Consider the following 24,864-nt stretch of genomic DNA (forward strand, 5'->3'; position numbering starts at 1 on the left):
CATGATGGGGTTGCATCCCTAGATATTCATGCTCTGGAAGTGCGCCAGCATCCTGTCTGCATCCGCCACTTCACCGCTGAACAACTCAAACGCCTTCACCGCCTGAAACACCGCCATATTGCCGCCATCCAGGGTACGGCAACCCAAGGCGCGCGCGTCCCGCAGCAGTTGGGTTTCCAGCGGGAAGTACACAATTTCCGCCACCCACAATTCAGCCCGCAACAACGTCGCAGGCACAGGCGTGCCGGGCAGCTTGGCCATGCCCATCGGCGTGGTGTTCACCAGGCCATCGGCCTCGGCCATGGCGTTTTCCAAGTGGCTGCCGACCTGAGCGCGACCGGTGCCGAACTGCTGGGCAAGGTTATCCACAAGGTCCTGGGCGCGAGTGCGGTCGACATCGAAGATGCTCAAGTATTCCACGCCTTCTGCCAACAGTGCATGGGCCACTGCCGCGCCCGCACCACCGGCGCCCATCTGCACCACGCGTTGGCGCGGCACGTTGTGCAAGTTGCGCCGAAAGCCTTCGGCGAACCCCAGGCAGTCGGTGTTATGACCGATGCGTTTGCCGCCCTTGAACACCACGGTGTTGACCGCACCAATACCCCTGGCCTCATCGGAGAGCTCATCGAGCAACGGCAGAATCGCCTGCTTGCACGGGTAAGTAATGTTCAAACCGGTGAAGTGCATCAACTCAGCGGCCCGTAGTAATTCCGGCAGGGCTTTGAGGTCCAGGTGCAGCGGCTCCAGGTCGATCAGGCGATACAGGTAGCGCAAGCCTTGGGCGTCGCCTTCCTGCTCATGCAGTGCCGGTGTGCGTGAGGCCTGGATGCCGGCGCCGATCAGGCCGGCAAGAATGCTTGGTTTCATTACGTGCGTCCCTTCAGCGTCAGGCTGAAATGTTCCAAGGCCAGGTGGTAGCCATGGCTGCCAAACCCGGCCAGCACGGCCTGGGCGATCGGTGACACAAACGAGTGATGACGAAAGGCTTCACGGGCATGCACGTTGGATAAATGCACTTCGATCACTGGCACTTCACTGGCCACCAGGGCATCGCGGATCGCGACCGAAGTGTGAGTCCAGGCCGCCGGGTTGATCACAATACCCGCGCAGCGGTTGCGGGCGCCGTGGATCCAGTCAAGCAATTCGCCCTCGTGGTTGGTCTGGCGAAACTCGATCTTCAGCCCGAGCTTGTCGGCGCTGCGACCACACAGGGTGGCAATGTCGGCCAGGGTTTCATGGCCATAAGTGGCAGGCTCGCGGGTGCCGAGCAGGTTGAGATTGGGGCCGTTGAGCACCAGCACGATGGGCGGCATAGAGGCTTCTCCACAGTTCTTATTGGTTGTGGAGTCAAAATGTACTGGTTGGTTAATTTGGTCAATGGATGGCTGCGGATCTGTTCGGTGATCGAACGTTTAATCAGTGCAATTGCTGGATTACCGGCTGATGGGCATTCGGTTGAAGTATTGCGCGAGGTTGCTGAACGAGGCGGACTTTCGAGCATTGACCGGGTCGTTCCAGTCGTTGGCATCCCTGGTTACAACCCGGCATTCGCGGGTTTTTTGTGCTTACTAATCTGTGAAACAGCTTCGGGAATAGGAGCCGGTTGTCGGGTGGCAGAGGGAAATTGTTACCTGACGGAAAATAACCTAACGGATGGGTTACGATGAGAGTAGGTGCTTACAAAGGCTATGTCATTTCGGTGTTTATCAGGGATGAGCATTGCCCGCCCCATGTGCATGTCAGGGGCAAGGGATGGGATGCGCGGTTTCGTTTCAGTTTCCTGGATGGGGAAGTTGAGTTGTGGGATGTAGAGCCTGAACGGAGGCGGCCACCCACAGCACTTCTGAAGGAGATACGCGGGGCGATCATGCAGCGGCACTACTTGGCGCGGGCACGCAGGATCTGGTGGGAAAAACTGCAGACGGTTTGCCTGGAGAATCATTCCTGGAATTGGGACGCTGGTGAGTTGGTTCCAGGATTGGTCATTCGACACGGCGTCTATGTCATCGCCAGCGCCAGGCACGATGTCGTAGCGCAACGGACTATTTTGAATCTGGTAAGAGCGCCAGATTGCGTGGGGATTAATTTATGAAAATCATAAAAGCCAAAGTCACACCTTATGTACCTCTCACTGAAGCCGACGTTGACAAGGCAATCGCCCGAGGACGCAGGTTGAAACGCCTGTACGCCAACGCCAGTAACGTACGTTATGAAAACGATTGCCTCTCCATTGGCTTCTCCGATGGCAGCCGCGTGGTGTTGCCGGTGGCTGGCCTGCCGGAGTTCGAAGGGTTTTCAGAGAAGGATTTCCAGCAGTTGGAAGTGACTTTCGGAGGCAAGGCGATTAGCTGTGAAGCGCAAGACCTGGATGTTTCGATCACAGGGTTGATCGCTACAAGCCAGCCGCTGATGGACCTGGCAACCAGCCTGGTGGCATCACGCAATGGTCGCAAAAGCAGCGCGGCCAAGACCGCAGCGGCCCGGGCCAATGGCAAGAAGGGGGGCCGGCCACGCAAGGAAGTACCGCAGCCGCCAGAGACAACAGACACTTGAATAAACTGTAGGAGCGAGCTTGCTCGCGAAAAACCCACAGGCAACGCGTTTATCCAGGAAGCACGCGTTATCGTTGACGTTTTTCGCGAGCAAGCTCGCTCCTACCCTGCAGGTTTATCGGCGGGTCAGCAACACACCCGACTCCATATGGTGCGTCCACGGGAACTGGTCAAACATTGCACACTGGGAGATCCGGTGCGTGTCGTGCAGTTGCGCGATGTTCGCCGCCAGCGTCTCCGGGTTGCAGGAGATGTACAGGATGTTGTCGAAGCGCCGGGTCAGCTCGCAGGTGTCCGGGTCCATGCCAGCGCGGGGCGGGTCGACGAAGACGCTACCGAATTCGTAGTTTTTCAGGTCGATGCCGTGCAGGCGGCGGAACGGGCGCACGTCATTCAGGGCTTGGGTGAGTTCTTCGGCGGAGAGGCGCACCAGGGTGACGTTATCCACGCCATTTTCATCCAGGTTGCTCAGGGCCGCATTCACTGAGGTCTTGCTGATCTCGGTGGCCAGCACCTTGCGCACGCGGGTCGCCAGCGGCAGGGTGAAGTTGCCGTTGCCGCAGTACAGCTCCAGCAAATCGTCCGGGCGATCGCCCAGCGTTTCGTAGGCCCAGTTGAGCATCTTCTGGTTCACCGTGCCGTTGGGCTGGGTGAACGCGCCTTCGGGTTGGCGGTAGCTGAAGGTGCGCCCACCGACGTCGAGTTTCTCCACCACGTAGTCGTGGCCGATCACATCGCGCTTGCCCTTGGAACGGCCGATGATGCTCACATTCAGCTCAGCGGCCAATTTGTTTGCGGCGGTGTGCCAATGTTCGTCCAGCGGGCGGTGATAACACAGGGTGATCATCGCGTCGCCGGCCAGGGTGGTGAGGAACTCCACCTGGAACAGCTTGTGGCTCAGGGCGGCGCTGGCTTGCCAGGCGGCCTTGAGTTGCGGCATCAACTGGTTGATGCGCTGGCTGGCGATGGGGAACTCTTCGATGAGGATCGGCGTGCGCTTGTCCTCCTGGGAGAACATCGCGTAGTGGCGCTCGCCGCCTTCGCGCCACAGGCGGAACTCCGCGCGCAGGCGGAAGTGCTGCAGCGGCGAGTCGAAGACCTGCGGCTCGGGCGCGTCGAACGGTGCGAGCAGGTCACGCAGGCGCGTGACCTTGTCTTGCAGTTGAGCGGTGTAGCTTGCGGCGTCGAAAGTCATGCGTTGAACCAACCCAGCTTGATCACAAACAGGATCGACAGGATCACCAGTGCCGGGTTCAGCTCACGGTAGCGGCCCGAAAGCAGCTTGATGGCGGTCCAGGCGATGAAACCGAAGGCGATGCCGTTGGCGATGGAGTAAGTGAAGGGCATCGCCAGGGCGGTGATCACCACCGGCGCTGCCACCGTAATGTCGTCCCAGTCGATTTCGGCCAGGCCTTGGCTCATCAGCACCGCCACAAACAGCAAGGCTGGCGCGGTGGCATAGGCCGGTACGCTGGCGGCCAATGGCGAGAAGAACAGCGCCAGCAAAAACAGGATCGCGACCACGATGGCGGTCAAGCCGGTACGGCCACCGGCGCTCACGCCTGCGGCCGATTCGATGTAGCTGGTGGTGGTCGAGGTACCCAGCAGGGAACCGGCCATGGCAGCGGTACTGTCGGCGATCAGTGCACGGCCCATTTTCGGCATATGGCCGTCCTTGCCCATCAGGCCGGCGCGCTTGGCGACGCCGATCAGGGTGCCGGAGTTGTCGAACAGGTCAACGAACAGGAAGGCGAAGATCACGCTGACCAGGCCGATGTCCAGCGCGCCCTTGATATCCAGCTGCAGGAAGGTCGGCGCCAGGGACGGCGGTACTGAGGTCACACCGATGAACGGCGTGAAGCCCAGGACGATGGAGGCGACGGTCACCGCCAGGATGCCGATCAGCACCGCGCCGCGTACGGCCAGGGCTTCCAGCGCGACGATCAGCACGAAACCCAGGGTCGCCAGGATCGGCGCCGGTTGTTTCAGGTCGCCCAGGCCCACCATGGTGGCCGGGTTGCTCACCACGATACCGGCGTTATGCAGGGCGATCAGCGCCAGGAACAGGCCGATGCCGGCGGCAATCGCCGAGCGCAGCGGCAGGGGGATGGCGTTGATGATCCACTCACGAATGCGGAAGATCGACAGCAAGAAAAACAGCACCGCCGAAATGAATACCGCGCCCAGCGCCACCTGCCAGGTGTGGCCCATGTGCAGGACCACGGTGTAGGTGAAGAAGGCGTTGAGGCCCATGCCCGGTGCCAGGGCAATCGGGTAGTTGGCGATCAGGCCCATCACGGTCGAACCGATGGCCGCCGCCAGGCAGGTGGCGACAAACACCGCGCCCTTGTCCATGCCGGTCTCGCCGAGGATGCTCGGGTTCACGAACAGGATGTAGGCCATGGCCAGGAAGGTGGTGATCCCCGCGAGAATCTCGGTGCGCACATTGGTGTTGTGGGCTTTGAGTTGAAACAGCTTTTCCAGCATGCCGGCTCCCTGTGACGCTAGTGTGCGTCGTGATTTGTTGACCTCTAAGTCAAAGCACAAACTGCGCCAAACGCTTGTGGTTTCAGAGAGGATCGGAAAAAGCGGCGCATCATACCAGCAGCCGAGGCTGTGTGGCGCATGGGCTTGAGGCATACTGCGCCGACGTTCAACAGCCGGTCATCGACAGCATGAAAAAAGCCAACCCGTGGAGTCTAGCTCTGATTGCCAGTATCAGCCTGTGGCTGGGCGCAGCACCGGCGTGGGGCGCGACTGCACCCGCCTTGAGCGAGGTGCGGGTGTTCAAGGTGGAATCGGCCGACTGCAGCGAAGCGATCCCGGAGCGGGTCAACACCACCCAGATGTGCGAGCACCGCGGGCCCACCCAGGTCTCGGTGATGGAAGTCGGCCTGGGCAACAGCCCCATGGGCCGCTTTAACGGCGCAGAGTTGAATGGGCAACGCACAGCGGTGTGCCAGGTCGGCAACATCAGTGAGGCGTGCAACGGCGTGGGCACCTTGATGGGCTACATCTATGTGTTCGACCTGAACGTCCAGGCCCAGGGCTGGTTCGAATTCACCAATACCTCGATCAACCCACCGCAAAACACCCTGAAAGCCCAGCTCAATATCCGCTGATCAATCATCTTGAACGCTCAAAACCCCCGGAAGTCGTACCCCTAAGACGGCGATTTTCCTGAACGCCGCGGATGTACTTCAACCCGTGAGGTGTTTATGAGCGCGACCCCCCATGGCGCGGCGGCCCAGCCGTTCGTTGCCCACCCGATACGCCTGACACTCAACGGCCAGGCTCGCCAACTGAACGTGTTGCCCTGGACCACCTTGCTGGACTTGCTGCGTGAGCAGTTGGACCTGGTAGGCAGCAAAAAAGGCTGCGACCACGGCCAGTGCGGCGCCTGCACCGTGTTACGTGACGGCAAACGCGTGAATGCCTGCCTGACCCTGGCCGTGATGTGCGACGGCGCCGAATTGACCACCATCGAAGGCCTGGCCGACGGCGACCAACTGCACCCCATGCAACAGGCCTTTATCCAGCACGACGCGTTCCAGTGCGGCTATTGCACCCCCGGCCAGATCTGTTCTGCCGTGGGCCTGGCCAATGAAGGCCGCGCCCACGACCGTGCGCAGATCCAGGAATTGATGAGCGGCAACCTGTGCCGCTGCGGCGCCTACAACAACATCCGCGATGCCATCGAAGACGCGCTGCCGGCCTGCCGCCGCCAGGGAGGTGAGTCATGAACCCCTTCCACTACAGCAGGCCGACCGATGTGCAGCAGGCCGTTCAGATGAGCAGCGGCGCCTCGCGCTTTATCGCCGGTGGCACCAACCTGTTGGACCTGATGAAGGAAAACATCAGCCATCCCGAGCATCTGATCGACATCACCGGCTTGCCGCTGCACGACATTCAAGAGACCGCCGAGGGTGGCCTGCGTATCGGTGCGCTGGTGAGCAACGCCGACCTGGCCTGGCACCCACTCATTGAGCAGCGTTACCCGTTGCTGTCCCAGGCCATTCTCGCCGGGGCGTCCCCGCAGTTACGCAACATGGCCAGTACCGGCGGCAATCTGTTGCAGCGCACCCGTTGCTATTACTTCTACGACGCCGCGGTGCCGTGCAACAAGCGCCAGCCCGGCAGCGGCTGCCCGGCGCGCGACGGTTTGAACCGTATCCATGCGATCCTCGGCGCCAGTGAACAGTGTGTGGCCACCCATCCATCGGACATGTGCGTGGCCCTGGCGGCGCTTGCGGCGCGGGTGCATGTAGAAGGACGTGGCGGTGCGCGGGTGATCGAGTTCGCCGACTTCCATCGCTTGCCAGGCGATGCGCCGCAACGTGACAACCAATTGGCCGACGATGAGCTGATCACGGCCATTGAGCTGCCCGCCGATCACCTGGCCCGCCACAGCCATTACCTGAAAATCCGTGACCGTGCCTCCTATGCCTTCGCCCTGGTTTCGGTGGCCGCCGCCTTGGAGTTGGACGGCGATGAAATCATCGACGCACGCCTGGCTTTGGGCGGTGTGGCGCATAAACCCTGGCGTGACCGCGCAGTGGAAGCCTTGCTGATCGGCCGCACGGTCAGCCGCGAAACCTTCAGCGCCGCCGCCGACGCCCTGCTGCAAGACGCCGAACCGTTGGAACACAACGGCTTCAAGGTCAAGCTGGCCCGGCGCGCGATCATTCGTGCCCTGAGCGACGCCGCCGTCGCAGGAGAACAGCCATGAGCGCCATCGGTAAACCCCTGGACCGTGTCGACGGTCTGCTCAAGGTCACCGGCCAAGCACGCTACGCCGGTGAATTTCCCGAGGACGGCCTGCTGCATGGCAGCGTGGTGTCGAGCACGATCGCCAAAGGCCGGGTGCTGCGCATCGATGCGTCCAAGGCGTTGGCCTTGCCTGGTGTAGTGGACGTGATCCATCACCTCAACCGGCCGAAAATCGCCAGCTATGACGAGGCGTTCGCCGATGCTGATGCGGCCGATGGCTCGCCTTTTCGCCCGCTGTATAACGACCGCGTACTCTACAGTGGCCAGCCCCTGGCCTTGGTGATTGCCGATAACCTCGAACTGGCGCGGCACGCCGGCTCGCTGGTGCAGATCGACTACGCGCCTGAAGCCTTCGAAACCGACCTGCTCACCCAGCAAGCGGCGGCGCACCCGTCGCCCCAGACCCCACCCAAACCGCGCGGCAACTTCGAGGCTGAATGGGCCGGTGCCGCAATCAGTCTGGACTTGCACTACAGCACGCCCATCGAGCACCACAACCCGATGGAGCCCCACGCCAGCACCGTGCTGTATCAGCCCGACGGCACCCTGCATATTCACGACAAGACCCAGGGCCCGCAGAACTGCCAGGCCTATGTGCAAAAAGTCTTCGGCCTGGATAAGAACCAGGTGCGCATCTTTGCCGCTTTCGTCGGCGGTGCCTTCGGTTCGGGCCTGCGCCCGCAATACCAATTGCCGCTCGCGGTGATGGCGGCCATGGCGCTCAAGCGTTCGGTGCGGGTCACCCTGACGCGCCAGCAGATGTTCACCTTCGGCTATCGTCCGCGCACCTTGCAGCGTTTGCAGATGGGCGCCGCCGCCAATGGTCGCTTGCTGGCGCTGGGGCATACCGCGATTGGCCAGACCTCGCGCTTTGAGGATTTCAGCGAGCACGTGGTGGAGTGGAGCGGCATGCTCTATCACTGCGACAACGTGCAACTGACCTACAAGCTGGTGCCGCTGGACGTCTTTACTCCGCTGGATATGCGTGCGCCCGGTGCGGCACTGGGCGTGATCGGCCTGGAGTGTGCCATGGACGAACTGGCCTGCGCCTTGGCCATCGATCCGGTGCAATTGCGCCTGATCAACTACGCCGAACGCAACCAGAACGAAGACAAACCCTGGTCGAGCAAGGCCCTGCGCGAGTGCTACAGCGAAGGCGCCGAACGCTTCGGCTGGAGCCAGCGCAACCCGGAACCGCGCAGCATGCGTGACGGCCGCCAATTGATCGGCTGGGGCATGGCCGGCGGGGTGTGGGAAGCCATGCAGATGAAAGCCAGCGCCAAGGCGCGCCTCGACGCCGAGGGTAAGCTCACCGTCAGCAGCGCTACCACCGACATTGGTACCGGCACTTACACCGTAATGACTCAAATCGCCGCCCAGGCCAGCGGGGTGGCCATGGCCGATGTGCGTTTTGTGCTAGGCGATTCGTCGTTGCCCACCGCGCCGTTGCAGGGCGGCTCGTTTACCGTCTCGTCCGTCGGCACTGCCGTGCAGCAAGCGTGCGAAGCGCTGAATGCCAAGTTGCTGGAGATCGCCCGGCAGACTTATCCGGTATTCAAGGATGCCGATTCGGTTCGGTTTGAAGACGGCCAGCTACACAGCGGTGACGTGAGCGTGTCGTTGGCGCAATTGGTCAAGGACAGCGGTGAAGAGGCCCTGGAGGTACAGGTCGACAGCCAGCCCGACAAGAAGCGCGAGGGTTATGCCAGCGCTACTCACTCGGCGGTGTTCGTCGAAGTGCGGGTCGATGAAGACCTGGGCACCATCAAGGTCAGTCGTGTGGTCAGCGCCATTGCCGCTGGGCGCGTGGTCAACCCCAAGATGGCCCGCAGCCAGATCCTCGGCGGCGTGGTGTGGGGCATCGGCATGGCGCTGCATGAAGAGACCCAGGTGGACCATGAACTGGGGCGCTACATGAACCACAGCCTGGCCGAATACCACATCCCGGTGAACGCCGATATTGGCGAGATTGACGTGCTGTTTGTCGAAGAGCATGACGAGATCGTCAATGCCCTCGGGTCCAAAGGCGTGGGGGAAATCGGCATTGTCGGGGTGGCGGCGGCGGTGGCGAATGCGGTTTACCATGCCACCGGAAAGCGGGTGCGGGAGTTTCCGATTACCTTGGATAAAGTGCTCTAACATAAACGGCCAATCCAGTGTCGACCACCGTTTCACTAACGTCCCGTGACGCTGGCGAAACGGTGGGGGCTGGGTGGCGGCTACATCACGCGCAGTAACACGGCTCAGAACGGACGTGCAACGCTGCCGTCGTACAGGTTGTAACGCTCTTTCGGCACCTTGGTAGGGGCGTCGAAGTACACATATAAAATTCCATCTTTTTCTTTCGTCGCCAACACCTCCAAGGAAACGTTTGGTTTGATTGCTACATGGTCAACTAGAAATCCACTGGAAAGGTTTTTTTTGGGAATCGACTCGTTGAATATATAGATGACAGGCTGGTTATTTTGCGTAAGCGGATCATCTTTGGCCCAGGTGCTCCACCCCTTTACATTTGAAGGCTGAGATGAGGACGATTGAATGGCGGGCCCCCGGAATACTTTTCCAACCCCCGCTTTCAATTTTTTTGCGCCCTCGGCGGAAACATAAGAGTAGCGGAATGCTGGACCTCTATAATCGGCTTGATTATCCAGGTCCGATAAGAGCTTTTTAAGCTCTTCTGAATACTCGTTTGGATCGGATTTTGCGCGTAGTTCGCTATTTATCTCTGCTGACCCGCCTTCAGTATATTTGCCTAACGCTTGAGAATGCTCGGCCTTAGATCCATTTATCAAGTCTTCCAACGATTGACTGAAGTGTTCCCTCTCTGACTCGGTATAGGCTTCCTTGGGTTTGTTAATATTGGCGATATACTCGTTGAGTTCCTCTTTTGCACGGGACGCATTTTTTAAGAACCATGGGAGTTTGATACCCCCCGGCCCATTGATCGGGCTCCACGCTCCATCAGCAGTCGCGTGCACGGTCATCACAGGTTTTTTGGTCAATGGGTCAATGATCTGGGCATAACCATCACTGAGCTTAAACCGGCCGTCGATCTCATGTACTTGGCTGTTTCCTGCGTCATCGGTTATTCGGATCATCCATCGGTCTTCGCCGTTGGGCCCCTTGATTTGATAGATGCCTTTGGCGTTTGGGGTAACGCCTGAGATCAGTTGCTCACCCTCTGGTACCACATGGCTGCTGATGTCCTTCCATTGAGATGGACGTAGACGATTGACTGTCGATTCGCCGGCCCCTACAGGGGGGGCGGTATCTGGCGGGTAGTGGGGAGGCGTAGGTGCCTCGCCGGGTTTTACCGTAGGCGCCTTGGGTTCGTTAACGGCACCTTCCCCCGCTTTGCCAGCCTTTACGATACGCGGTATCACCACAGGTGCGGCATTGAACACGCCGAATATGATTCGTTGGTTGCCAGTCGGTTTGCCATGTATTTTGTCATCGATACCAATACCCGTATTGGTGGCTCCGCTGGCCAGATAGAACGCATCCAATGCCAGTCCCACTTCAGGCATCGCGAAAGCCAGTGGAGTCAGGAACATCGCTACTTTTGTAGCCTTTTCAAAACCAGAGAGAATATTTTTCTTGGTGACGTCGCTGTCACTGGTGATATCCACGGCAGCATCTGCATAAGATCGGTCTTTCTGACGCTTTGTGAGTTCATCGAAGGGCGAATGGCTGGGTTCTGCCTTAATGTAGTTTTGTGGGTCCCAGTAACCGCTGAACGCCCGATGGTCATAGGACAATAACCCTCCCGGGGTCTCGCGCTTTTCAGGCCAGGTACCGAGCCCGGTCAGCGTCTCTTCTGTGCCTGCTTGCGCATAGCCGTTAGGTTTATCTTTGAGGGGGAAGTGCGCGACCATCGCTTCGCGCTTCACGGGATCGGCCATCTGCTTGGCGAACCATGCCTTCATTTCAGCCTGGCTGTTGAAGGTGTGAATGGGGGAAGAGTTTCCGGGTATGTACAAAAGCGTCAGGGGTGGGAGCTTGTTGCCGTTGGCATCGTATCTGACCTTTTTGTCCGTGATGTACATAAGATCGGTAGATTGAAAGTTTCCGACTTTCAGCATCCCCATTTCGATGTTGGGATCTTTTGGAGGTTTTTTTTGCAGGTCTTCAAGTTTGATGTCCGGCCAGGCGGTCTCTTCGCCTGACAAACCGAGGGCCCGCATGACCAAGTCGTGGGCGTCCTTAGTGAGGCTGTGCTCTTGATGCTGGGTTTTGGCGGCCTTGATCAGAGACGCTTTGGAGAGTAACGGATAGTTTTTCTCGTTCTGGTTCCAGAACTCATTCAGGAATTGATCGTAAGGCTTTTTATAGTCCGCCTTCCAAATCATTTTCCTGAACTCATCGGGAGTGAGCGCACTCTGGTTTCCTGCGTTGTAAACCGGTGCAGGTTCTTCGGCGGACTCTCGGTAAATGCCTTGAAAGGTATGGGTAGTGTCAGCCTTTTCAGTGTAGGGGTTGAACCGGCTGAAGCTGAAGGTGCCAGGTGTATGCGTTTTTAATTCAGGCTTAACGATGACCTCAGGGCCGCCTGGGTAGAAAGCGACTGGGTAACCATTACCCTTTGGTACGTCCTGATCGTTGGTAATGAGTGCCTCGGTCAATGAGATGCGCTTGATGATTTTCGCGGGATAAGGTCTTTCACCCTGGGTGTTGTAGTCGTACGTCACTATGTAGGTGTTATCGGGATCTATATCCCACTTTTCTTTTTCGGCAGGGGTCTTGGCTTTGGCCGCCATCTCGGCAAATTTGTTCTTCAGGTAAATCGAGGCTTCTTGTTGAACGCTTTTGAAGTCGTCGCTTATCTTTTGTGTGACTGGGTCGACGCTAGTGTTTGGGCCAAGGTCGACGGTCGCGGGGGCTTTCTGCTCCATCCCGACGCTTTTGCCCGGATCAGGGTTAACAGTGATTTGAGTATATCCATTGCCTGAGTCTGGCACGGTCTCCTTCACTAGTTCCTGTTTTTGAGGTGGACTGGAATCGATTGAGCGTTTCTGGCGCTGACCAACGTTTGCCGAAGCAGGCTCGGACAGTGCGGGGTAGGTGTTAGGGCGAGGGGAGCCGACTAGCATGAAAAACCTCAGATTTTATGACTGAACTAGGTAGCCCCTGAGTGGTGATGCTGTAGGTAAAGTTCCATTGGCTGTGTAGCTCTTTGCAACCTTTGGGATCGGCTTGGTTCCTACTCATCCTCCCCGGTAAACGTGCAATGGTCAAAACGTTCTCAAGTACTCTTTTCTTCGACCGGTACGTGCATACGATCACGGTTGGCCAGCGTCGGGAACAGCTTGATCCACACCCCGGTTACCACCAAAGTGCCAACCCCGCCCATCACCACCGCAGGCACGGTGCCAAACCAGTGGGCGGTAATCCCGGATTCGAATTCGCCCAATTGATTGGACGCACCGATAAACAGGCCATTGACCGCACTCACCCGCCCGCGCATTTCATCTGGCGTTTCCAACTGCACGAACGACGCACGGATCACCATGCTGATCATGTCTGCCGCGCCCAGTACCACCAGCACCGCCAGTGAAAACCAGAACGAAGTCGACAGGCCGAAGGCAATGGTTGCCACCCCGAACACGCCGACGGCGGTGAACATTACGCGGCCCACCTGGCGGTCTACCGAAAAGCGCGCCAGCCACAGTGACATCAGCAATGCGCCCACGGCCGGGGCCGACCGCAGCAGGCCCAGGCCCCAGGCACCGGTCAGCAGGATGTCCTTGGCGAACACCGGCAACAGCGCGGTGGCGCCGCCCAGCAGCACGGCAAACAGGTCCAGGGAGATGGCGCCGAGAATGTCCGGGCGGCTGCGGATAAAGCGAATACCGGCCAGCAACGAGTCCATCGTGGCCTTGGCTTTGTTCAGTGGGGTCTGGCGTGCGGGCAGGTTCAGGGTCAGCACGCAGGCAATCAGGTACAGCGCCACGGTGGGACCGTACACCCACACACTGCCAAACGCGTAAAGCAGGCCGCCCAGGGCCGGTGCGACGATGGTTGCCAGTTGCTGGGCCGATTGCGAGGCGGCCACGGCGCGGGGGAACAGCGCGCTGGGCACGATGCTCGGCAACAGCGCCTGGGTGGTAGGCATTTCAAACGAACGTGCGGCGCCCAGCAGGAAGGCGAGGATAAAGATCATCTCGCGGGTCACGTTGCCGGTCAGGCCGCCGATGGCCAGGGACAAGGCAATGAGTGCCTGTAACGTCTGGCAGATAGCGGCGACCCGGCGCCGTTCATAGCGGTCAGCCACGTGACCGGTGTGCAGCATGAACAGTACGCGCGGTATGAATTCCACCAGGCCGACCAGGCCCAGGTCCAGGACGTTGCCGGTCAGTTGGTAGAGGTTCCAGCCAATTGCCACAGTGAGCATCTGGAAGCCGCTGGCCGTGAAGATCCGCGCCAGCCAGAACGCGATGAAAGGGCGGTGGTGACGTAACAGCAACGCAGGTTCACTGGGCATCGGGAATCAGGTCGGCAACGGGAGAATGGCGAGATTAGCATCAAGCTGTAACAAATAGTTGCAAGAACTGAGCTGAGGCAAGCTGTCACGCGGCAAAAGACCACACAGTCCTACGGCAAAAATGGGACTACTCTTTCAACGATGCTTGATCCAGATCAAAACCTGCCCCGGGATTGTTCTGGTGGCCGAAAGGCCAGATTCCCCACGCGATGGGTAATAAAAGAAACGAATTGAAATTCGCCACACTCCATATCCGTGGGGGCAGTGGGTGCAGGCTCCCAGCCAGCAGCCGGTATTACCTGACAGAGGAAGACTTATGTTCGGTTTGGAGGCGCTAGATCTCGCCCGAATTCAATTCGCGTTCACCATCTCATTCCACATCCTGTTCCCGGCGATCACCATCGGCCTGGCCAGTTACCTTGCGGTGCTGGAGGGCTTGTGGCTCAAGACCCACAACGACACCTACCGTGACCTCTATCATTTCTGGTCGAAGATCTTTGCCGTCAACTTCGGCATGGGTGTGGTATCGGGCCTGGTCATGGCCTACCAGTTCGGCACCAACTGGAGCCGCTTCTCAGACTTCGCCGGTGCCGTCACCGGGCCGTTGCTGACGTACGAAGTGCTCACGGCCTTCTTCCTCGAGGCCGGTTTCCTGGGGGTGATGTTGTTTGGCTGGAACAAGGTGGGGCGCAAGCTGCACTTCTTCGCCACCGTGATGGTGGCCGTGGGTACGTTGATCTCCACGTTCTGGATTCTCGCCTCCAACAGCTGGATGCAGACGCCCCAGGGCTTTGAAATCATCGATGGCCGCGTGATACCGACCGACTGGTTGGCGGTGATCTTCAACCCCTCGTTCCCCTACCGCCTGATGCACATGGCCACAGCGGCGTTCGTGGCCACGGCCTTCTTCGTCGGCTCGTCGGCGGCCTGGCATCTACTGCGCGGCAAGGACAACCCGGCGATCCGCAAAATGCTCTCGATGGCGATGTGGATGGCCTTGATCGTTGCGCCCATCCAGGCGGTGATCGGCGACTTCCACGGCCTCAATACCCTCAAGCATCAGCCGGCCAAGATCGCCGCGATTGAAGGCCACTGGGAAAATATCGGCAACGAACCCACGCCGCTGATCCTGTTCGGCTGGCCGGACATGAAAGCCGAGAAAACCAAATACGCGGTCGAGATTCCGTACCTGGGTAGCCTGATCCTGACTCACTCCCTGGACAAGCAGGTGCCGGCGCTCAAGGAGTTCCCGCCTGAAGACCGCCCCAACTCCACCGTTGTGTTCTGGTCGTTCCGGGTCATGGTCGGCCTGGGGTTCCTGATGATCTTCACCGGTCTGTTCAGCCTGTGGCTGCGCCGGGGCGACAAGATGTACACGTCCAAACCGTTCCTGTACCTGGCGTTGTGGATGGGCCCGTCTGGCCTGATTGCGATTCTTGCCGGCTGGTTCACCACCGAAATCGGTCGCCAGCCCTGGGTGGTCTACGGGTTGATGCGCACGGCGGATGCCTCCTCCGGGCATAGCCTGACGCAGATGACCATTACCCTGGTGTTGTTCGTGGTGGTGTACTTCGCGCTGTTCGGTGCGGGCCTGGGCTACATGATGCGCCTGGTGCGCAAAGGCCCCGTGACCCACGACAGTACCGAGCCAGCCCACGGTGGCCCTGGCCAGAAACGCACCCCGGCGCGTCCGTTGTCTGCTGCCGACGACGGCAGTGACAACGACCACGACCACATCCAGCACAAGGGGAATTGAGATGGGTATTGATCTTCCGCTGATCTGGGCCGTGATCATCATCTTCGGCATCATGATGTACGTGGTCATGGACGGCTTCGACCTGGGTATCGGCATTCTTTTTCCGTTTATCCCGGGCAAAGTCGACCGTGACGTGATGATGAACACCGTGGCACCCGTATGGGACGGCAACGAAACCTGGCTGGTACTCGGCGGCGCGGCGTTGTTCGGCGCGTTCCCGCTGGCCTATTCGGTGGTGCTGTCGGCGCTGTACCTGCCGCTGATCCTGATGCTGATCGGGCTGATCTTCCGCGGCGTGGCCTTTGAGTTCCGCTTCAAGGCCAAGGACCACAAGCGTCACCTGTGGGACAAGGCGTTTATTGGCGGCTCGCTGGCGGCGACCTTCTTCCAGGGGGTGGCGTTGGGCGCCTTTATCGACGGTATTCCGGTGGTGGATCGCCAGTTCGCCGGCGGTTCACTGGACTGGCTCACACCCTTCACGATGTTCTGCGGCGTGGCGCTGATCGTGGCGTATGCCTTGCTCGGCTGCACCTGGCTGATCATGAAGACCGAAGGCAAGTTGCAGGAGCAGATGCACAACCTGGCGCGGCCTTTGGCGTTTGTGGTGTTGGCGGTGATCGGCATCGTCAGCATCTGGACGCCGCTGACCCACCCGGAAATCGCGTCGCGCTGGTTCACCTTGCCGAACCTGTTCTGGTTCCTGCCGGTGCCGATCCTGGTGCTGGTTACCATGTACGGGCTGATCCGCGCCGTGGCACGTAATGCGCACTACACGCCGTTCCTGTTGACGCTGGTGCTGATTTTCCTCGGCTACAGTGGCCTGGGGATCAGCCTGTGGCCGAACATCATCCCGCCGTCCGTGTCGATCTGGGATGCCGCCGCGCCGCCGCAAAGCCAGGGCTTCATGCTGGTGGGCACGTTGTTCATCATCCCGTTCATCCTGGGCTACACCTTCTGGAGCTACTACGTGTTCCGCGGCAAGGTCACCCACGAAGACGGCTATCACTAGGAGGGTTGAAACATGTCCAAACCTTCGTTGCACGAAATTGAACAGGCCGAGAAGCAGCCATTGTGGCGGCGCCTGGGGTGGCTGGCGATGATCTGGACCGGCAGCGTGCTGGCCCTGTTCGTGGTGGCCAGCCTGATGCGCATGTTCATGAATGCGGCAGGCCTGAGCACCCACTGAAGCTGTAGGAGCGAGCTTGCTCGCGAAAAACGTCAACGATAACGCGGGGTGCCTGACGCCCCGCGGTATTCTCAGGCTTTTCGCGAGCAAGCTCGCTCCTACAAAAAAGCAGGGCTTTTTATTTTCGCGCTTTGAGGATGACGAACTTGGGCGTGGCCGCTACTTGTTCGACGCCACGGAACAGCCGCGCCAACTTGCTGTGGTAGCCCAGGTGACGATTACCTACGATATACAGGGCTCCGCCGACCACCAGAGCTTCGCGTGCCTGCTGGAACATACGCCAGGCGAGGAAGTCACCGACCACTTGTTGTTGGTGGAACGGCGGGTTGCACAGCACCACGTCCAGCGATTGCGCCTCCTGGCCGGCCAGGCCGTCGTCGGCACGTACGCTGACGTCCCGTTCACCCAAGGCGGCTTGCCAGTTTTCGGCGGCCGATTGCACTGCCATATACGACTCATCCACCAAGGTGTAGTGCGCGTCGGGGTTTTGCAGGGCGCTGGCAATCGCCAGTACGCCGTTGCCGCAGCCCAGGTCCGCCACGCGGGCGCGGCCCAGGCTTTTTGGCAGATGCGGCAGGAAGGCACGGGTGCCGATGTCCAGGCCTTCGCGGCAAAACACGTTGGCGTGGTTACACAACTCGATGACCGGCGCATCCAGAGTATAGCGGGTCGGGTAGGGCGAGACCGCGGCAGGGCGCTGCTCGACGCTGGCGATCAGCAACCGTGCCTTTTTGACCGCCAATGAGGCGTGCATGGGCCCGATGTAACGCTCCAGCAATTCACCTGCGGCCCGGGGCAAATGCTTGACCATCGCACCTGCGATCACCTCGGCGCCGGGCGCCAGTTGCCCTTGCAGGCGGATCAGTTGTTCTTCCAGCAACGCCAGGGTTTTCGGCACGCGGATCAACACGCGATCGAACGGCCCGGTCGCGAGCTGGCTAGCCGGTATGAAGGGCACGGCATCGAAGGGCTTGCCGTTGCGCACCAGGTTTTTTTCCAGGCCCTGGGCGGCGAGGAACGAATCGCCGCTGGAGGTTACCTGTACCTGGCCCTGAAGGCTGGCCGCCAGGGCGCCGAAGCTGTCATTGAGGACCAGCACGCGGGTGGCGGCAGTGGGCTGTTGCGCGGCGAGGTGGCTGAGCAGGTATTCGTCGGCGGCATCGAAGGCTTGCAGCGGATCATTGTGTTGCTCTGGCTGACGAATCAGGTCGAGCTGGGCGAAAGGGCTGTCAAGCAGGGGCATGGCGGGGCAAGGCTCTGGGTAATCGACGGACCGTCTGAGTGAACGGCGGGGGCCACGCGAAGCGCACCCTCAACACTCAGAATTGGCCGTAAATATTACGTTTTTTTCAACGCGATGACATGCGGTGTTTTGCGTGGGCTAAAACAGCCCGGCTTTAGCGGCACGCAGCACCGCCTGGATCTTGTTATGCACGCCCAGCTTCTTGAAGGTACTGCTGATATGAAAGCCCACGGTGCGCTCGGACAGGCAAAGAATCGCGGCAATCTCGGAGGCGGTCTTGCCCATCGCGGACCACTTGAGTATTTCTGTTTCCCGGGCAGTCAATTTGCTGGGCGCTTTGATCTCGGGTGCGTTGGCGTACTTGCGCGCGACCACCGCATGCATCACATGGCAAAGCCACAACACCTGGGCGGTTTTTTCGTAGAGCTCTGCAGGGGTGACCTTGCCCTTGCTGCGAACCAGGGTCAGCATGCTGAACACCCCCTGGAAATCATGCACAGGTTGGGTCCAGCCGAAATGCACTCCGCATGCCTGGGCCAACTCCCACAGCTGGGGGGCGTCAGCAAAGGTTTTTTGCTCCCAGAGAATGGGCAGTACCGAAGTTTTACAGTGGGTTACAACGGGGTCTACATCGAAGAAGTGTGCTTTTTTATAAATACTGAGCCATTCATTTGGATAGTTATTGAATAAAATTGGTTTTGTAGGGGGGCATTGTGATTGGGTGCTCATGGTAAAGGAGCAATATTCGAAGCCTAGTTCATAGGTGTGGTTTATCACCATCTCAAACACACTGGTGATTTCACTCTCGCCGTCCAGCTTGGGTAGCCGGGTATTATGCCAATTGACCATCGGTGACTCTCCATAGGTGTCTGTGTAACCTGGGTACGTCCTGATCTCCCAATGCAGCTCGAAAAGAAGTGTAGGGTAAGTCCTACAATTGAGTTTAAAAAAAATTTTATCTACAGGGCTCGTTTAGTTCGCCGGTTTTGTACAAGACTCGAAGTTTTGTATAGGAGCGCTTGGCAGGGGCTTTTTTTTCAATGTTTTGAAGGTGGTATCATAATGATGTCGCTGTAAGTGCCGTTGCTTCTAGTGAGGTATTCGGGGCACGTTAATAGCCAAATAATTAGTTCCGGAGTGGAGTGCATGGTTGACCCCGTGATGGGCAAAAAACGTGCAGCCCAGCTGAGTGTGCTTTGAGCGATTGCAAAGCCAGTACCAATCATCGGTGTTTGCGCGGGCTGTTTTGAGGGACACTAAAGGCCTGTGCAAAACGGAGCCCCCCATGACGGCCAGTGCTGAGAAATTTACCCGCCAGACCCTGCTCGATGTGCAATCGCTGACCCCCAGCCTGTTCACCCTGCGCACCACCCGCGATGCCGGTTTTCGTTTTACCGCCGGCCAGTTCGTGCGCCTGGGCGTTACCAAGGCGGATGGCAGCACCGTCTGGCGTGCCTATTCCATCGTGTCTTCGCCGTTTGACGAGCATCTGGATTTCTTTTCCATCGTGGTCCCCGGTGGTGAGTTCACCAGTGAACTGAGCCGCCTGAAGGTGGGCGATACCTTGCTGGTAGAGCGCCAGGCTACGGGTTTTCTGACCCTCAACCGCTTTGTCGACGGGCGCGACCTGTGGTTGCTGGGAACCGGTACGGGCGTCGCGCCGTTCCTGTCGATCCTGCAGGACTTCGAAGTCTGGGAAAAATTCGAGCGCATCATCCTGGTGTACAGCGCCCGGGAAGCCAAGGAACTGGCCTACCAGTCGCTGATCGACACACTGGGTGAGCGCGAGTACCTGGCCGAGTACGCCCACAAGCTCACCTACATTCCTATCGTCACCCGCGAGCAGCATCCGGGCGCATTGAATGGGCGTATTACGGCCTTGATCGAAAATGGCGAATTGGAGCGGGCCGCCGGCGTGGAGCTGACGGCGCAGGATTCGCGCGTACTGATTTGCGGCAACCCACAGATGGTCGATGACACGCGCCAGTTGCTCAAGCAGCGGGACATGCAACTGAGCCTGAGCCGACGGCCTGGCCAGGTGGCGGTAGAAAATTATTGGTAGAAAAAAGGCGCCTTGCGAGGCGCCTTTTTTGCATCCGCCGGTTAAAGCGGCTTGTTGTTCTGTGCCTTGAGCAGATCGCGGATCTCGCCCAGCAGCACTTCTTCCTTGCTCGGCGTCGGCGGCAGGCTTGGGGCCACGGCTTCTTCGCGCTTCAGACGGTTGATCGCCTTCACGCCCATGAAGATTGCAAACGCGACGATCACAAAGTCGATGATGCTCTGGATGAACTTGCCGTAGGCCAGGACAACAGCGGGGACATCACCCTGTGCGGCCTTGAGCGTGACGGCCAGATCGGCAAAGTCCACACCACCGATCAGCAGGCCGATGGGAGGCATTATCACGTCGCCTACAAATGAGGAAACAATCTTGCCGAAGGCAGCACCGATGATGATACCGACGGCCATGTCGACCACATTACCTTTGACCGCGAAGGCCTTGAACTCACTGATCACGCCCATAGGTTATTCCTTGTTACAGTTGAGGAGGGTGGAGGTCAGTGTAATTCAGTCGAACAGCGCTTGCTCGACACAACTGTTAACACTGTCGGTTTTTATCGACACATCAAATCGCAAATAGTTTGCAAAGTGCCATCAATCGCGCGCGAATTAGCCGCTATTTCAGCGAGTTACCAGATTTTTTTCTTAATCGGGTCTGTGGTGTTTTTCTATTTATCTTCTGACTCGCAGGTCACTAGCCTCTGACAAGCACAACAGAATGTGCGCTAAAAAAACCAGAGGAAACCTCGATGAACACTCCAATCAGCCGCAGGCCCGTGTCGGCGCGTCATGCGCTGGCACTGGTAACCGCCAGCCTGCTTTCCCTCTCTGTGCAAGCCGCCAACCTGACCCGCGATAACGGGGCCAACGTCGGTGATAACCAGAACTCCCAGACCGCCGGCGCCAATGGCCCGGTGTTGCTGCAGGATGTGCAACTGATCCAGAAGCTGCAGCGCTTCGACCGCGAACGCATCCCGGAGCGCGTGGTGCACGCACGCGGCACGGGCGCCCATGGCACCTTCACCGTGACCGACAACCTCAGCGACCTGACCAAGGCCAAAGTGTTCGCCGCCGGTGAAACCACGCCGGTGTTCGTGCGCTTCTCGGCGGTGGTGCATGGCAACCACTCCCCGGAAACCCTGCGGGACCCACGGGGCTTCGCCACCAAGTTCTATACCGCCGAAGGTAACTGGGACCTGGTCGGTAATAACTTCCCAACGTTCTTTATTCGCGATGCCATCAAGTTCCCGGACATGGTCCATGCCTTTAAACCGGACCCGCGCACTAACCTGGACGATGACTCGCGCCGTTTCGACTTCTTCTCCCATGTTCCAGAGTCCACTCGTACACTGACCGAGTTGTACTCGGACTCCGGCACCCCCGCCAGTTACCGCGAAATGGACGGCAATGGCGTACATGCCTACAAGTTGATTAACACTAAAGGTGAAGTGCACTACGTCAAGTTTCATTGGAAGAGCCTGCAGGGCATCAAGAACCTTGATCCCAAGCAAGTTACCGAAGTACAAGGGCGTGACTACAGCCATATGACCAATGATCTGGTCACGCACATCAACAAAGGCGACTTCCCTAAGTGGGAGCTGTATGTGCAGGTGCTCAAGCCTGAAGACCTGGCCAAGTTTGATTTCGACCCACTGGATGCCACCAAGATCTGGCCGAATGTGCCCGAGCGCAAAGTCGGGCAAATGGTGCTGAACCGCAACCCGGCCAATGTGTTCCAGGAAACCGAGCAAGTCGCGATGGCCCCGGCCAACCTGGTACCGGGTATCGAGCCGTCGGAAGACCGCTTGCTGCAGGGGCGGGTGTTCTCCTACGCCGATACGCAGATGTACCGCCTGGGCGCGAACGCCCTGCAGTTGCCGATCAACGCTCCACGGGTCACCGTCAACAACGGCAACCAGGATGGCGCGATGAACTTTGGCAAGACCACCACCGGTGTGAATTACCAGCCAAGCCGCCTGTTGCCGCGCGAAGAGCCGCAAGCCGCACGCTACAGCCAGGCGCCGCTGTCGGGCAGCACCCAGCAGGCCAAGATCCAGCGTGAGCAGAACTTCAAGCAGGCCGGTGACCTGTACCGTTCCTACACCAAGAAAGAGCGCGAAGACCTGATCAACAACTTCGGCGGCTCATTGGCCACCACCGATGACGAGAGCAAGCACATCATCCTGTCGTTCCTCTACAAGGCCGATCCCGAGTACGGCACCGGCGTGGCCAAGGTCGCCAAGGGCGACCTGGCTCGCGTAAAGGCGCTGGCGGAAAAACTGACTGACTGATTCGTTGGTTATGGTCGGCGCCTTCACGGGCGTCGACCTTTGGCAGGAGAACACCCTATGCGCATCACTATCGGTTTACTGATGGCCATGCTGGCCTTCGCTGCCCAAGCCGAGTCCCCCGACCCGGTGGCGCTCAAGGCACAGTTGCAGGACTACTATTTCGACGCCGCCCGTCGTGGCGACCTCGACATGCTCAACACCTTCATTGAGTCCGGCTACGGCCTCAATGCCCAGGATGACAAGGGCTACACCGCGTTGATCCTGGCTGCTTATCACGGCCAGGGCCCGTATGTGGAGCGTCTGCTCGATGCCGGCGCCGACGCCTGCGTGCAGGATAAACGCGGTAACACAGCGTTGATGGGCGCCATCTTCAAAGGTGAGCTGAAAATCGCCCAGCGCCTGTTGGCCACCGACTGCAACCCCGACCAGCGCAACGGCGCAGGGCAGACCGCTGCCATGTACGCCGGGTTGTTCAAGCGCGTCGAATTGTTGGGGGCGCTGCAAGCCAAAGGCGCAGACCTGAACGCCGAGGACCCGGTCGGTAACAGTGCTTCACGTTTAGCCAAGGGCGAAATCCGGACCCCAGCGTCGCGCTGAGCTATCATCGCGGTTTTTCGGTTGGAGGTTCTCATATGGCAAAGGCCAAGCGCATGTACGGCTGCACAGAGTGCGGCGCGACCTTTCCCAAATGGGCGGGCCAGTGCTCCGAATGCGGCGCGTGGAACACCCTGACTGAAACCATGATCGAGAGTGGCGGTGCCGCGGCCCCCACCGGCCGTGCCGGCTGGACCGGGCAACAGGCGCAGATCAAGACCCTGGCCGAAGTCAGCGTCGAAGAAATCCCGCGCTTTTCCACCGCCTCCGGCGAATTGGACCGGGTGCTGGGCGGTGGCCTGGTGGACGGCTCGGTGGTATTGATTGGCGGTGACCCGGGCATCGGCAAGTCCACGATCCTGTTGCAAACCCTGTGCAGCATCGCCAGCCGCATGCCTGCGCTGTATGTCACCGGCGAAGAGTCCCAGCAGCAAGTGGCCATGCGCGCCCGGCGCCTGGGCTTGCCCCAGGACCAACTGCGGGTCATGACCGAAACCTGCATCGAAAGCATCATCGCCACGGCGCGCATCGAAAAGCCCAAGGTCATGGTCATTGACTCGATCCAGACGATTTTCACTGAACAACTGCAATCGGCACCCGGCGGTGTGTCCCAGGTGCGCGAAAGCGCGGCGCTGTTGGTGCGTTACGCCAAGCAGAGCGGCACGGCGATCTTCCTGGTCGGCCACGTGACCAAGGAAGGCGCACTGGCCGGGCCACGGGTGTTGGAACATATGGTCGACACCGTGTTGTATTTCGAAGGGGAATCCGACGGTCGCCTGCGCTTGCTGCGAGCGGTGAAGAACCGTTTTGGCGCCGTCAACGAACTGGGTGTGTTCGCTATGACCGATCGGGGGCTGAAAGAAGTCTCGAACCCCTCGGCGATTTTTCTCACCCGCGCTCAGGAAGAAGTCCCAGGCAGTGTGGTGATGGCCACCTGGGAAGGCACCCGGCCGATGCTGGTGGAAGTCCAGGCGCTGGTGGATGACAGCCATTTGGCCAACCCACGGCGGGTCACACTGGGCCTGGACCAGAACCGCCTGGCGATGCTGCTGGCGGTGCTGCACCGGCATGGCGGCATTCCGACCCACGACCAGGATGTGTTCCTCAACGTGGTGGGCGGGGTCAAGGTGTTGGAGACCGCGTCCGACCTGGCGTTGATGGCGGCGGTGATGTCCAGCCTGCGTAATCGGCCGTTGCCCCATGACTTGCTGGTGTTTGGCGAGGTGGGTTTGTCGGGCGAAGTGCGCCCGGTGCCGAGTGGGCAGGAGCGCTTGAAGGAAGCGGCCAAGCATGGCTTCAAACGGGCGATTGTGCCCAAGGGCAATGCGCCGAAGGAGGCGCCGCCGGGGTTGCAGATTATTGCTGTGACGCGGCTGGAGCAGGCGTTGGATGCCCTGTTCGAATAATCCGCAGCACCGCTGAACCCCTGTGGGAGCTGGCTTGCCTGCGATGGCGGTGTATCAGGCAAGAATGGGTAAGCTGACCCGCCGCTATCGCAGGCAAGCCAGCTCCCACATTTTGATTGATGTGCGTTTTCAGATCTCCAGCAGGGCGCCCAGCTCGCGCTCCAGTTCTTGCTCATCACCCAGGTTCAGCTCAACGAACCTACGCAAATGGCTGATCGAATCCAGATCAATGTGTTTGCACACAAAGCCCAATTGACCCTGATCTTCATGGGTCAGCCGCGCTTGCATCTTTATATGCGTCTTCTGGTCCAGGCGTATGTCGACGTCAAAGGGCAGCGCTTTATTTCCCTTCCAGTTGTCAGGCCGTTCCACCAGCAATCCTTTGAGTGACAGATCCACCAGTTTTACCGGCCATTCGCTGCCGCTTTGCCGAAGTTCGGCCGTGGCATCAAAGGCGATCCGGCGAAAACGGCGACGTTCGGACGCATGCTCGGTCATCGTAAAGCCCTCTGTGAATGGGAGGAGTG

At 59.3% G+C, this 24,864-nt stretch carries 23 protein-coding genes; 13 read left to right on the forward strand and 10 right to left on the reverse strand.

Going from position 1 to position 24,864, the window contains the following annotated elements:
- Positions 1-18: 18 nt before the first annotated feature.
- Together BT199_RS22675 and aroQ are read right to left on the reverse strand one after the other, a co-directional pair.
- A complete protein-coding gene (locus tag BT199_RS22675; RefSeq protein ID WP_072435501.1) occupies positions 19-867 on the reverse strand; it encodes a shikimate dehydrogenase in 849 nt (282 codons plus the stop codon).
- Positions 867-1,313, reverse strand: a complete 447-nt coding sequence (aroQ, locus tag BT199_RS22680; protein WP_014720034.1) for a type II 3-dehydroquinate dehydratase — start codon at positions 1,311-1,313, stop codon at positions 867-869. Before aroQ ends, BT199_RS22675 begins: the two co-directional genes overlap by 1 nt.
- A gap of 350 nt (positions 1,314-1,663) precedes the next feature.
- Here aroQ and BT199_RS22685 point away from each other — a divergent pair, with 350 nt between their 5' ends.
- Both BT199_RS22685 and BT199_RS22690 read left to right on the forward strand, forming a co-directional pair.
- Positions 1,664-2,092, forward strand: coding sequence for a DUF4160 domain-containing protein (locus tag BT199_RS22685; RefSeq protein ID WP_072435502.1), 429 nt, complete (start codon positions 1,664-1,666; stop codon positions 2,090-2,092).
- The gene (locus BT199_RS22690; protein ID WP_034126939.1) at positions 2,089-2,553 is read left to right on the forward strand and encodes a DUF2442 domain-containing protein; all 465 of its coding nucleotides are present in this window, start codon (positions 2,089-2,091) and stop codon (positions 2,551-2,553) included. Before BT199_RS22685 ends, BT199_RS22690 begins: the two co-directional genes overlap by 4 nt.
- Positions 2,554-2,667: 114 nt before the next feature.
- On the opposite strand, the gene trmA is transcribed toward BT199_RS22690, so the two are convergent.
- Together trmA and BT199_RS22700 are read right to left on the reverse strand one after the other, a co-directional pair.
- Positions 2,668-3,747 carry a tRNA (uridine(54)-C5)-methyltransferase TrmA gene (trmA, locus tag BT199_RS22695; protein WP_072435503.1) on the reverse strand — a complete coding sequence of 360 codons (1,080 nt, stop codon included), beginning with the start codon at positions 3,745-3,747 and terminating at the stop codon, positions 2,668-2,670.
- Positions 3,744-5,039, reverse strand: a complete 1,296-nt coding sequence (locus BT199_RS22700; RefSeq protein ID WP_003194342.1) for an NCS2 family permease — start codon at positions 5,037-5,039, stop codon at positions 3,744-3,746. Before BT199_RS22700 ends, trmA begins: the two co-directional genes overlap by 4 nt.
- Before the next feature lie 188 nt (positions 5,040-5,227).
- Between BT199_RS22700 and BT199_RS22705 the strand changes: the two genes are divergently transcribed.
- The 4 genes from BT199_RS22705 (at position 5,228) to BT199_RS22720 (ending at position 9,461) form a co-directional block, all read left to right on the forward strand.
- A complete protein-coding gene (locus tag BT199_RS22705) occupies positions 5,228-5,674 on the forward strand; it encodes a DUF4879 domain-containing protein (protein ID WP_014720031.1) in 447 nt (148 codons plus the stop codon).
- 96 nt (positions 5,675-5,770) lie between these two features.
- Entirely contained in the window at positions 5,771-6,295 is a 525-nt protein-coding gene (locus BT199_RS22710; RefSeq protein ID WP_019818032.1) for a (2Fe-2S)-binding protein, read from the forward strand.
- Positions 6,292-7,281 carry an FAD binding domain-containing protein gene (locus BT199_RS22715; RefSeq protein WP_072435504.1) on the forward strand — a complete coding sequence of 330 codons (990 nt, stop codon included), beginning with the start codon at positions 6,292-6,294 and terminating at the stop codon, positions 7,279-7,281. The genes BT199_RS22710 and BT199_RS22715 overlap by 4 nt, the downstream gene beginning before the upstream one ends.
- Complete coding sequence (locus BT199_RS22720; RefSeq protein WP_072435505.1) at positions 7,278-9,461, forward strand: xanthine dehydrogenase family protein molybdopterin-binding subunit; 2,184 nt, start codon at positions 7,278-7,280, stop codon at positions 9,459-9,461. Before BT199_RS22715 ends, BT199_RS22720 begins: the two co-directional genes overlap by 4 nt.
- Before the next feature lie 104 nt (positions 9,462-9,565).
- Here BT199_RS22720 and BT199_RS22725 read toward each other — a convergent pair whose 3' ends face one another.
- Positions 9,566-12,412, reverse strand: a complete 2,847-nt coding sequence (locus BT199_RS22725) for a dermonecrotic toxin domain-containing protein (protein WP_256576025.1) — start codon at positions 12,410-12,412, stop codon at positions 9,566-9,568.
- Positions 12,413-12,564: 152 nt separating this feature from the next.
- A complete protein-coding gene (locus BT199_RS22730) occupies positions 12,565-13,803 on the reverse strand; it encodes an MFS transporter (protein ID WP_058410077.1) in 1,239 nt (412 codons plus the stop codon).
- A gap of 316 nt (positions 13,804-14,119) precedes the next feature.
- Here BT199_RS22730 and BT199_RS22735 point away from each other — a divergent pair, with 316 nt between their 5' ends.
- From BT199_RS22735 to BT199_RS22745, 3 genes are read left to right on the forward strand one after another with little or no spacing between them, the layout of a single operon-like run.
- A complete protein-coding gene (locus BT199_RS22735) occupies positions 14,120-15,559 on the forward strand; it encodes a cytochrome ubiquinol oxidase subunit I (protein ID WP_014720025.1) in 1,440 nt (479 codons plus the stop codon).
- 1 nt (position 15,560) lies between these two features.
- The gene (cydB, locus tag BT199_RS22740) at positions 15,561-16,568 is read left to right on the forward strand and encodes a cytochrome d ubiquinol oxidase subunit II (protein WP_014720024.1); all 1,008 of its coding nucleotides are present in this window, start codon (positions 15,561-15,563) and stop codon (positions 16,566-16,568) included.
- A 12-nt stretch (positions 16,569-16,580) separates the two neighbouring features.
- Positions 16,581-16,745, forward strand: coding sequence for a DUF2474 domain-containing protein (locus BT199_RS22745; protein ID WP_003194328.1), 165 nt, complete (start codon positions 16,581-16,583; stop codon positions 16,743-16,745).
- A 118-nt stretch (positions 16,746-16,863) separates the two neighbouring features.
- On the opposite strand, the gene BT199_RS22750 is transcribed toward BT199_RS22745, so the two are convergent.
- Together BT199_RS22750 and BT199_RS22755 are read right to left on the reverse strand one after the other, a co-directional pair.
- The gene (locus BT199_RS22750) at positions 16,864-17,988 is read right to left on the reverse strand and encodes a methyltransferase (protein WP_072435506.1); all 1,125 of its coding nucleotides are present in this window, start codon (positions 17,986-17,988) and stop codon (positions 16,864-16,866) included.
- A 138-nt stretch (positions 17,989-18,126) separates the two neighbouring features.
- Positions 18,127-18,837, reverse strand: a complete 711-nt coding sequence (locus tag BT199_RS22755) for a helix-turn-helix transcriptional regulator (protein WP_038451576.1) — start codon at positions 18,835-18,837, stop codon at positions 18,127-18,129.
- 436 nt (positions 18,838-19,273) lie between these two features.
- Here BT199_RS22755 and BT199_RS22760 point away from each other — a divergent pair, with 436 nt between their 5' ends.
- Entirely contained in the window at positions 19,274-20,050 is a 777-nt protein-coding gene (locus tag BT199_RS22760) for a ferredoxin--NADP reductase (protein ID WP_019818025.1), read from the forward strand.
- 41 nt (positions 20,051-20,091) lie between these two features.
- On the opposite strand, the gene mscL is transcribed toward BT199_RS22760, so the two are convergent.
- Positions 20,092-20,508: a large-conductance mechanosensitive channel protein MscL gene (mscL, locus tag BT199_RS22765; RefSeq protein ID WP_019818024.1), complete on the reverse strand. Its 417-nt coding sequence runs from the start codon at positions 20,506-20,508 to the stop codon at positions 20,092-20,094.
- A 287-nt stretch (positions 20,509-20,795) separates the two neighbouring features.
- Here mscL and katB point away from each other — a divergent pair, with 287 nt between their 5' ends.
- The 3 genes from katB to radA are packed head-to-tail and all read left to right on the forward strand — an operon-like array spanning position 20,796 to position 24,337.
- Positions 20,796-22,337: a catalase KatB gene (katB, locus tag BT199_RS22770; protein WP_072435507.1), complete on the forward strand. Its 1,542-nt coding sequence runs from the start codon at positions 20,796-20,798 to the stop codon at positions 22,335-22,337.
- 57 nt (positions 22,338-22,394) lie between these two features.
- A complete protein-coding gene (locus tag BT199_RS22775; RefSeq protein WP_072435508.1) occupies positions 22,395-22,934 on the forward strand; it encodes an ankyrin repeat domain-containing protein in 540 nt (179 codons plus the stop codon).
- A 35-nt stretch (positions 22,935-22,969) separates the two neighbouring features.
- Positions 22,970-24,337, forward strand: coding sequence for a DNA repair protein RadA (radA, locus tag BT199_RS22780; RefSeq protein ID WP_003194313.1), 1,368 nt, complete (start codon positions 22,970-22,972; stop codon positions 24,335-24,337).
- Positions 24,338-24,466: 129 nt separating this feature from the next.
- Here radA and BT199_RS22785 read toward each other — a convergent pair whose 3' ends face one another.
- Positions 24,467-24,835 carry a PilZ domain-containing protein gene (locus BT199_RS22785; protein ID WP_072435509.1) on the reverse strand — a complete coding sequence of 123 codons (369 nt, stop codon included), beginning with the start codon at positions 24,833-24,835 and terminating at the stop codon, positions 24,467-24,469.
- Positions 24,836-24,864: the final 29 nt, after the last annotated feature.

Source organism: Pseudomonas sp. NFR02 (assembly GCF_900119375.1).
GTDB lineage: Bacteria > Pseudomonadota > Gammaproteobacteria > Pseudomonadales > Pseudomonadaceae > Aquipseudomonas > Aquipseudomonas paracarnis.

Excerpts from the sequence above, each read along its gene's own strand:
- mscL (WP_019818024.1), bottom strand. The coding sequence starts at position 20,508 with ATGGGCGTGATCAGTGAGTTCAAGGCCTTCGCGGTCAAAGGTAATGTG.
- BT199_RS22690 (WP_034126939.1), top strand. The coding sequence starts at position 2,089 with ATGAAAATCATAAAAGCCAAAGTCACACCTTATGTACCTCTCACTGAA.
- BT199_RS22750 (WP_072435506.1), bottom strand. The coding sequence starts at position 17,988 with ATGCCCCTGCTTGACAGCCCTTTCGCCCAGCTCGACCTGATTCGTCAG.
- BT199_RS22730 (WP_058410077.1), bottom strand. The coding sequence starts at position 13,803 with ATGCCCAGTGAACCTGCGTTGCTGTTACGTCACCACCGCCCTTTCATC.
- BT199_RS22725 (WP_256576025.1), bottom strand. The coding sequence starts at position 12,412 with ATGCTAGTCGGCTCCCCTCGCCCTAACACCTACCCCGCACTGTCCGAG.
- BT199_RS22705 (WP_014720031.1), top strand. The coding sequence starts at position 5,228 with ATGAAAAAAGCCAACCCGTGGAGTCTAGCTCTGATTGCCAGTATCAGC.
- BT199_RS22700 (WP_003194342.1), bottom strand. The coding sequence starts at position 5,039 with ATGCTGGAAAAGCTGTTTCAACTCAAAGCCCACAACACCAATGTGCGC.
- BT199_RS22685 (WP_072435502.1), top strand. The coding sequence starts at position 1,664 with ATGAGAGTAGGTGCTTACAAAGGCTATGTCATTTCGGTGTTTATCAGG.
- BT199_RS22760 (WP_019818025.1), top strand. The coding sequence starts at position 19,274 with ATGACGGCCAGTGCTGAGAAATTTACCCGCCAGACCCTGCTCGATGTG.
- BT199_RS22755 (WP_038451576.1), bottom strand. The coding sequence starts at position 18,837 with ATGGTCAATTGGCATAATACCCGGCTACCCAAGCTGGACGGCGAGAGT.
- aroQ (WP_014720034.1), bottom strand. The coding sequence starts at position 1,313 with ATGCCGCCCATCGTGCTGGTGCTCAACGGCCCCAATCTCAACCTGCTC.
- BT199_RS22715 (WP_072435504.1), top strand. The coding sequence starts at position 6,292 with ATGAACCCCTTCCACTACAGCAGGCCGACCGATGTGCAGCAGGCCGTT.
- BT199_RS22735 (WP_014720025.1), top strand. The coding sequence starts at position 14,120 with ATGTTCGGTTTGGAGGCGCTAGATCTCGCCCGAATTCAATTCGCGTTC.
- BT199_RS22775 (WP_072435508.1), top strand. The coding sequence starts at position 22,395 with ATGCGCATCACTATCGGTTTACTGATGGCCATGCTGGCCTTCGCTGCC.
- BT199_RS22675 (WP_072435501.1), bottom strand. The coding sequence starts at position 867 with ATGAAACCAAGCATTCTTGCCGGCCTGATCGGCGCCGGCATCCAGGCC.
- trmA (WP_072435503.1), bottom strand. The coding sequence starts at position 3,747 with ATGACTTTCGACGCCGCAAGCTACACCGCTCAACTGCAAGACAAGGTC.
- radA (WP_003194313.1), top strand. The coding sequence starts at position 22,970 with ATGGCAAAGGCCAAGCGCATGTACGGCTGCACAGAGTGCGGCGCGACC.
- BT199_RS22785 (WP_072435509.1), bottom strand. The coding sequence starts at position 24,835 with ATGACCGAGCATGCGTCCGAACGTCGCCGTTTTCGCCGGATCGCCTTT.
- katB (WP_072435507.1), top strand. The coding sequence starts at position 20,796 with ATGAACACTCCAATCAGCCGCAGGCCCGTGTCGGCGCGTCATGCGCTG.
- BT199_RS22720 (WP_072435505.1), top strand. The coding sequence starts at position 7,278 with ATGAGCGCCATCGGTAAACCCCTGGACCGTGTCGACGGTCTGCTCAAG.
- BT199_RS22710 (WP_019818032.1), top strand. The coding sequence starts at position 5,771 with ATGAGCGCGACCCCCCATGGCGCGGCGGCCCAGCCGTTCGTTGCCCAC.
- BT199_RS22745 (WP_003194328.1), top strand. The coding sequence starts at position 16,581 with ATGTCCAAACCTTCGTTGCACGAAATTGAACAGGCCGAGAAGCAGCCA.
- cydB (WP_014720024.1), top strand. The coding sequence starts at position 15,561 with ATGGGTATTGATCTTCCGCTGATCTGGGCCGTGATCATCATCTTCGGC.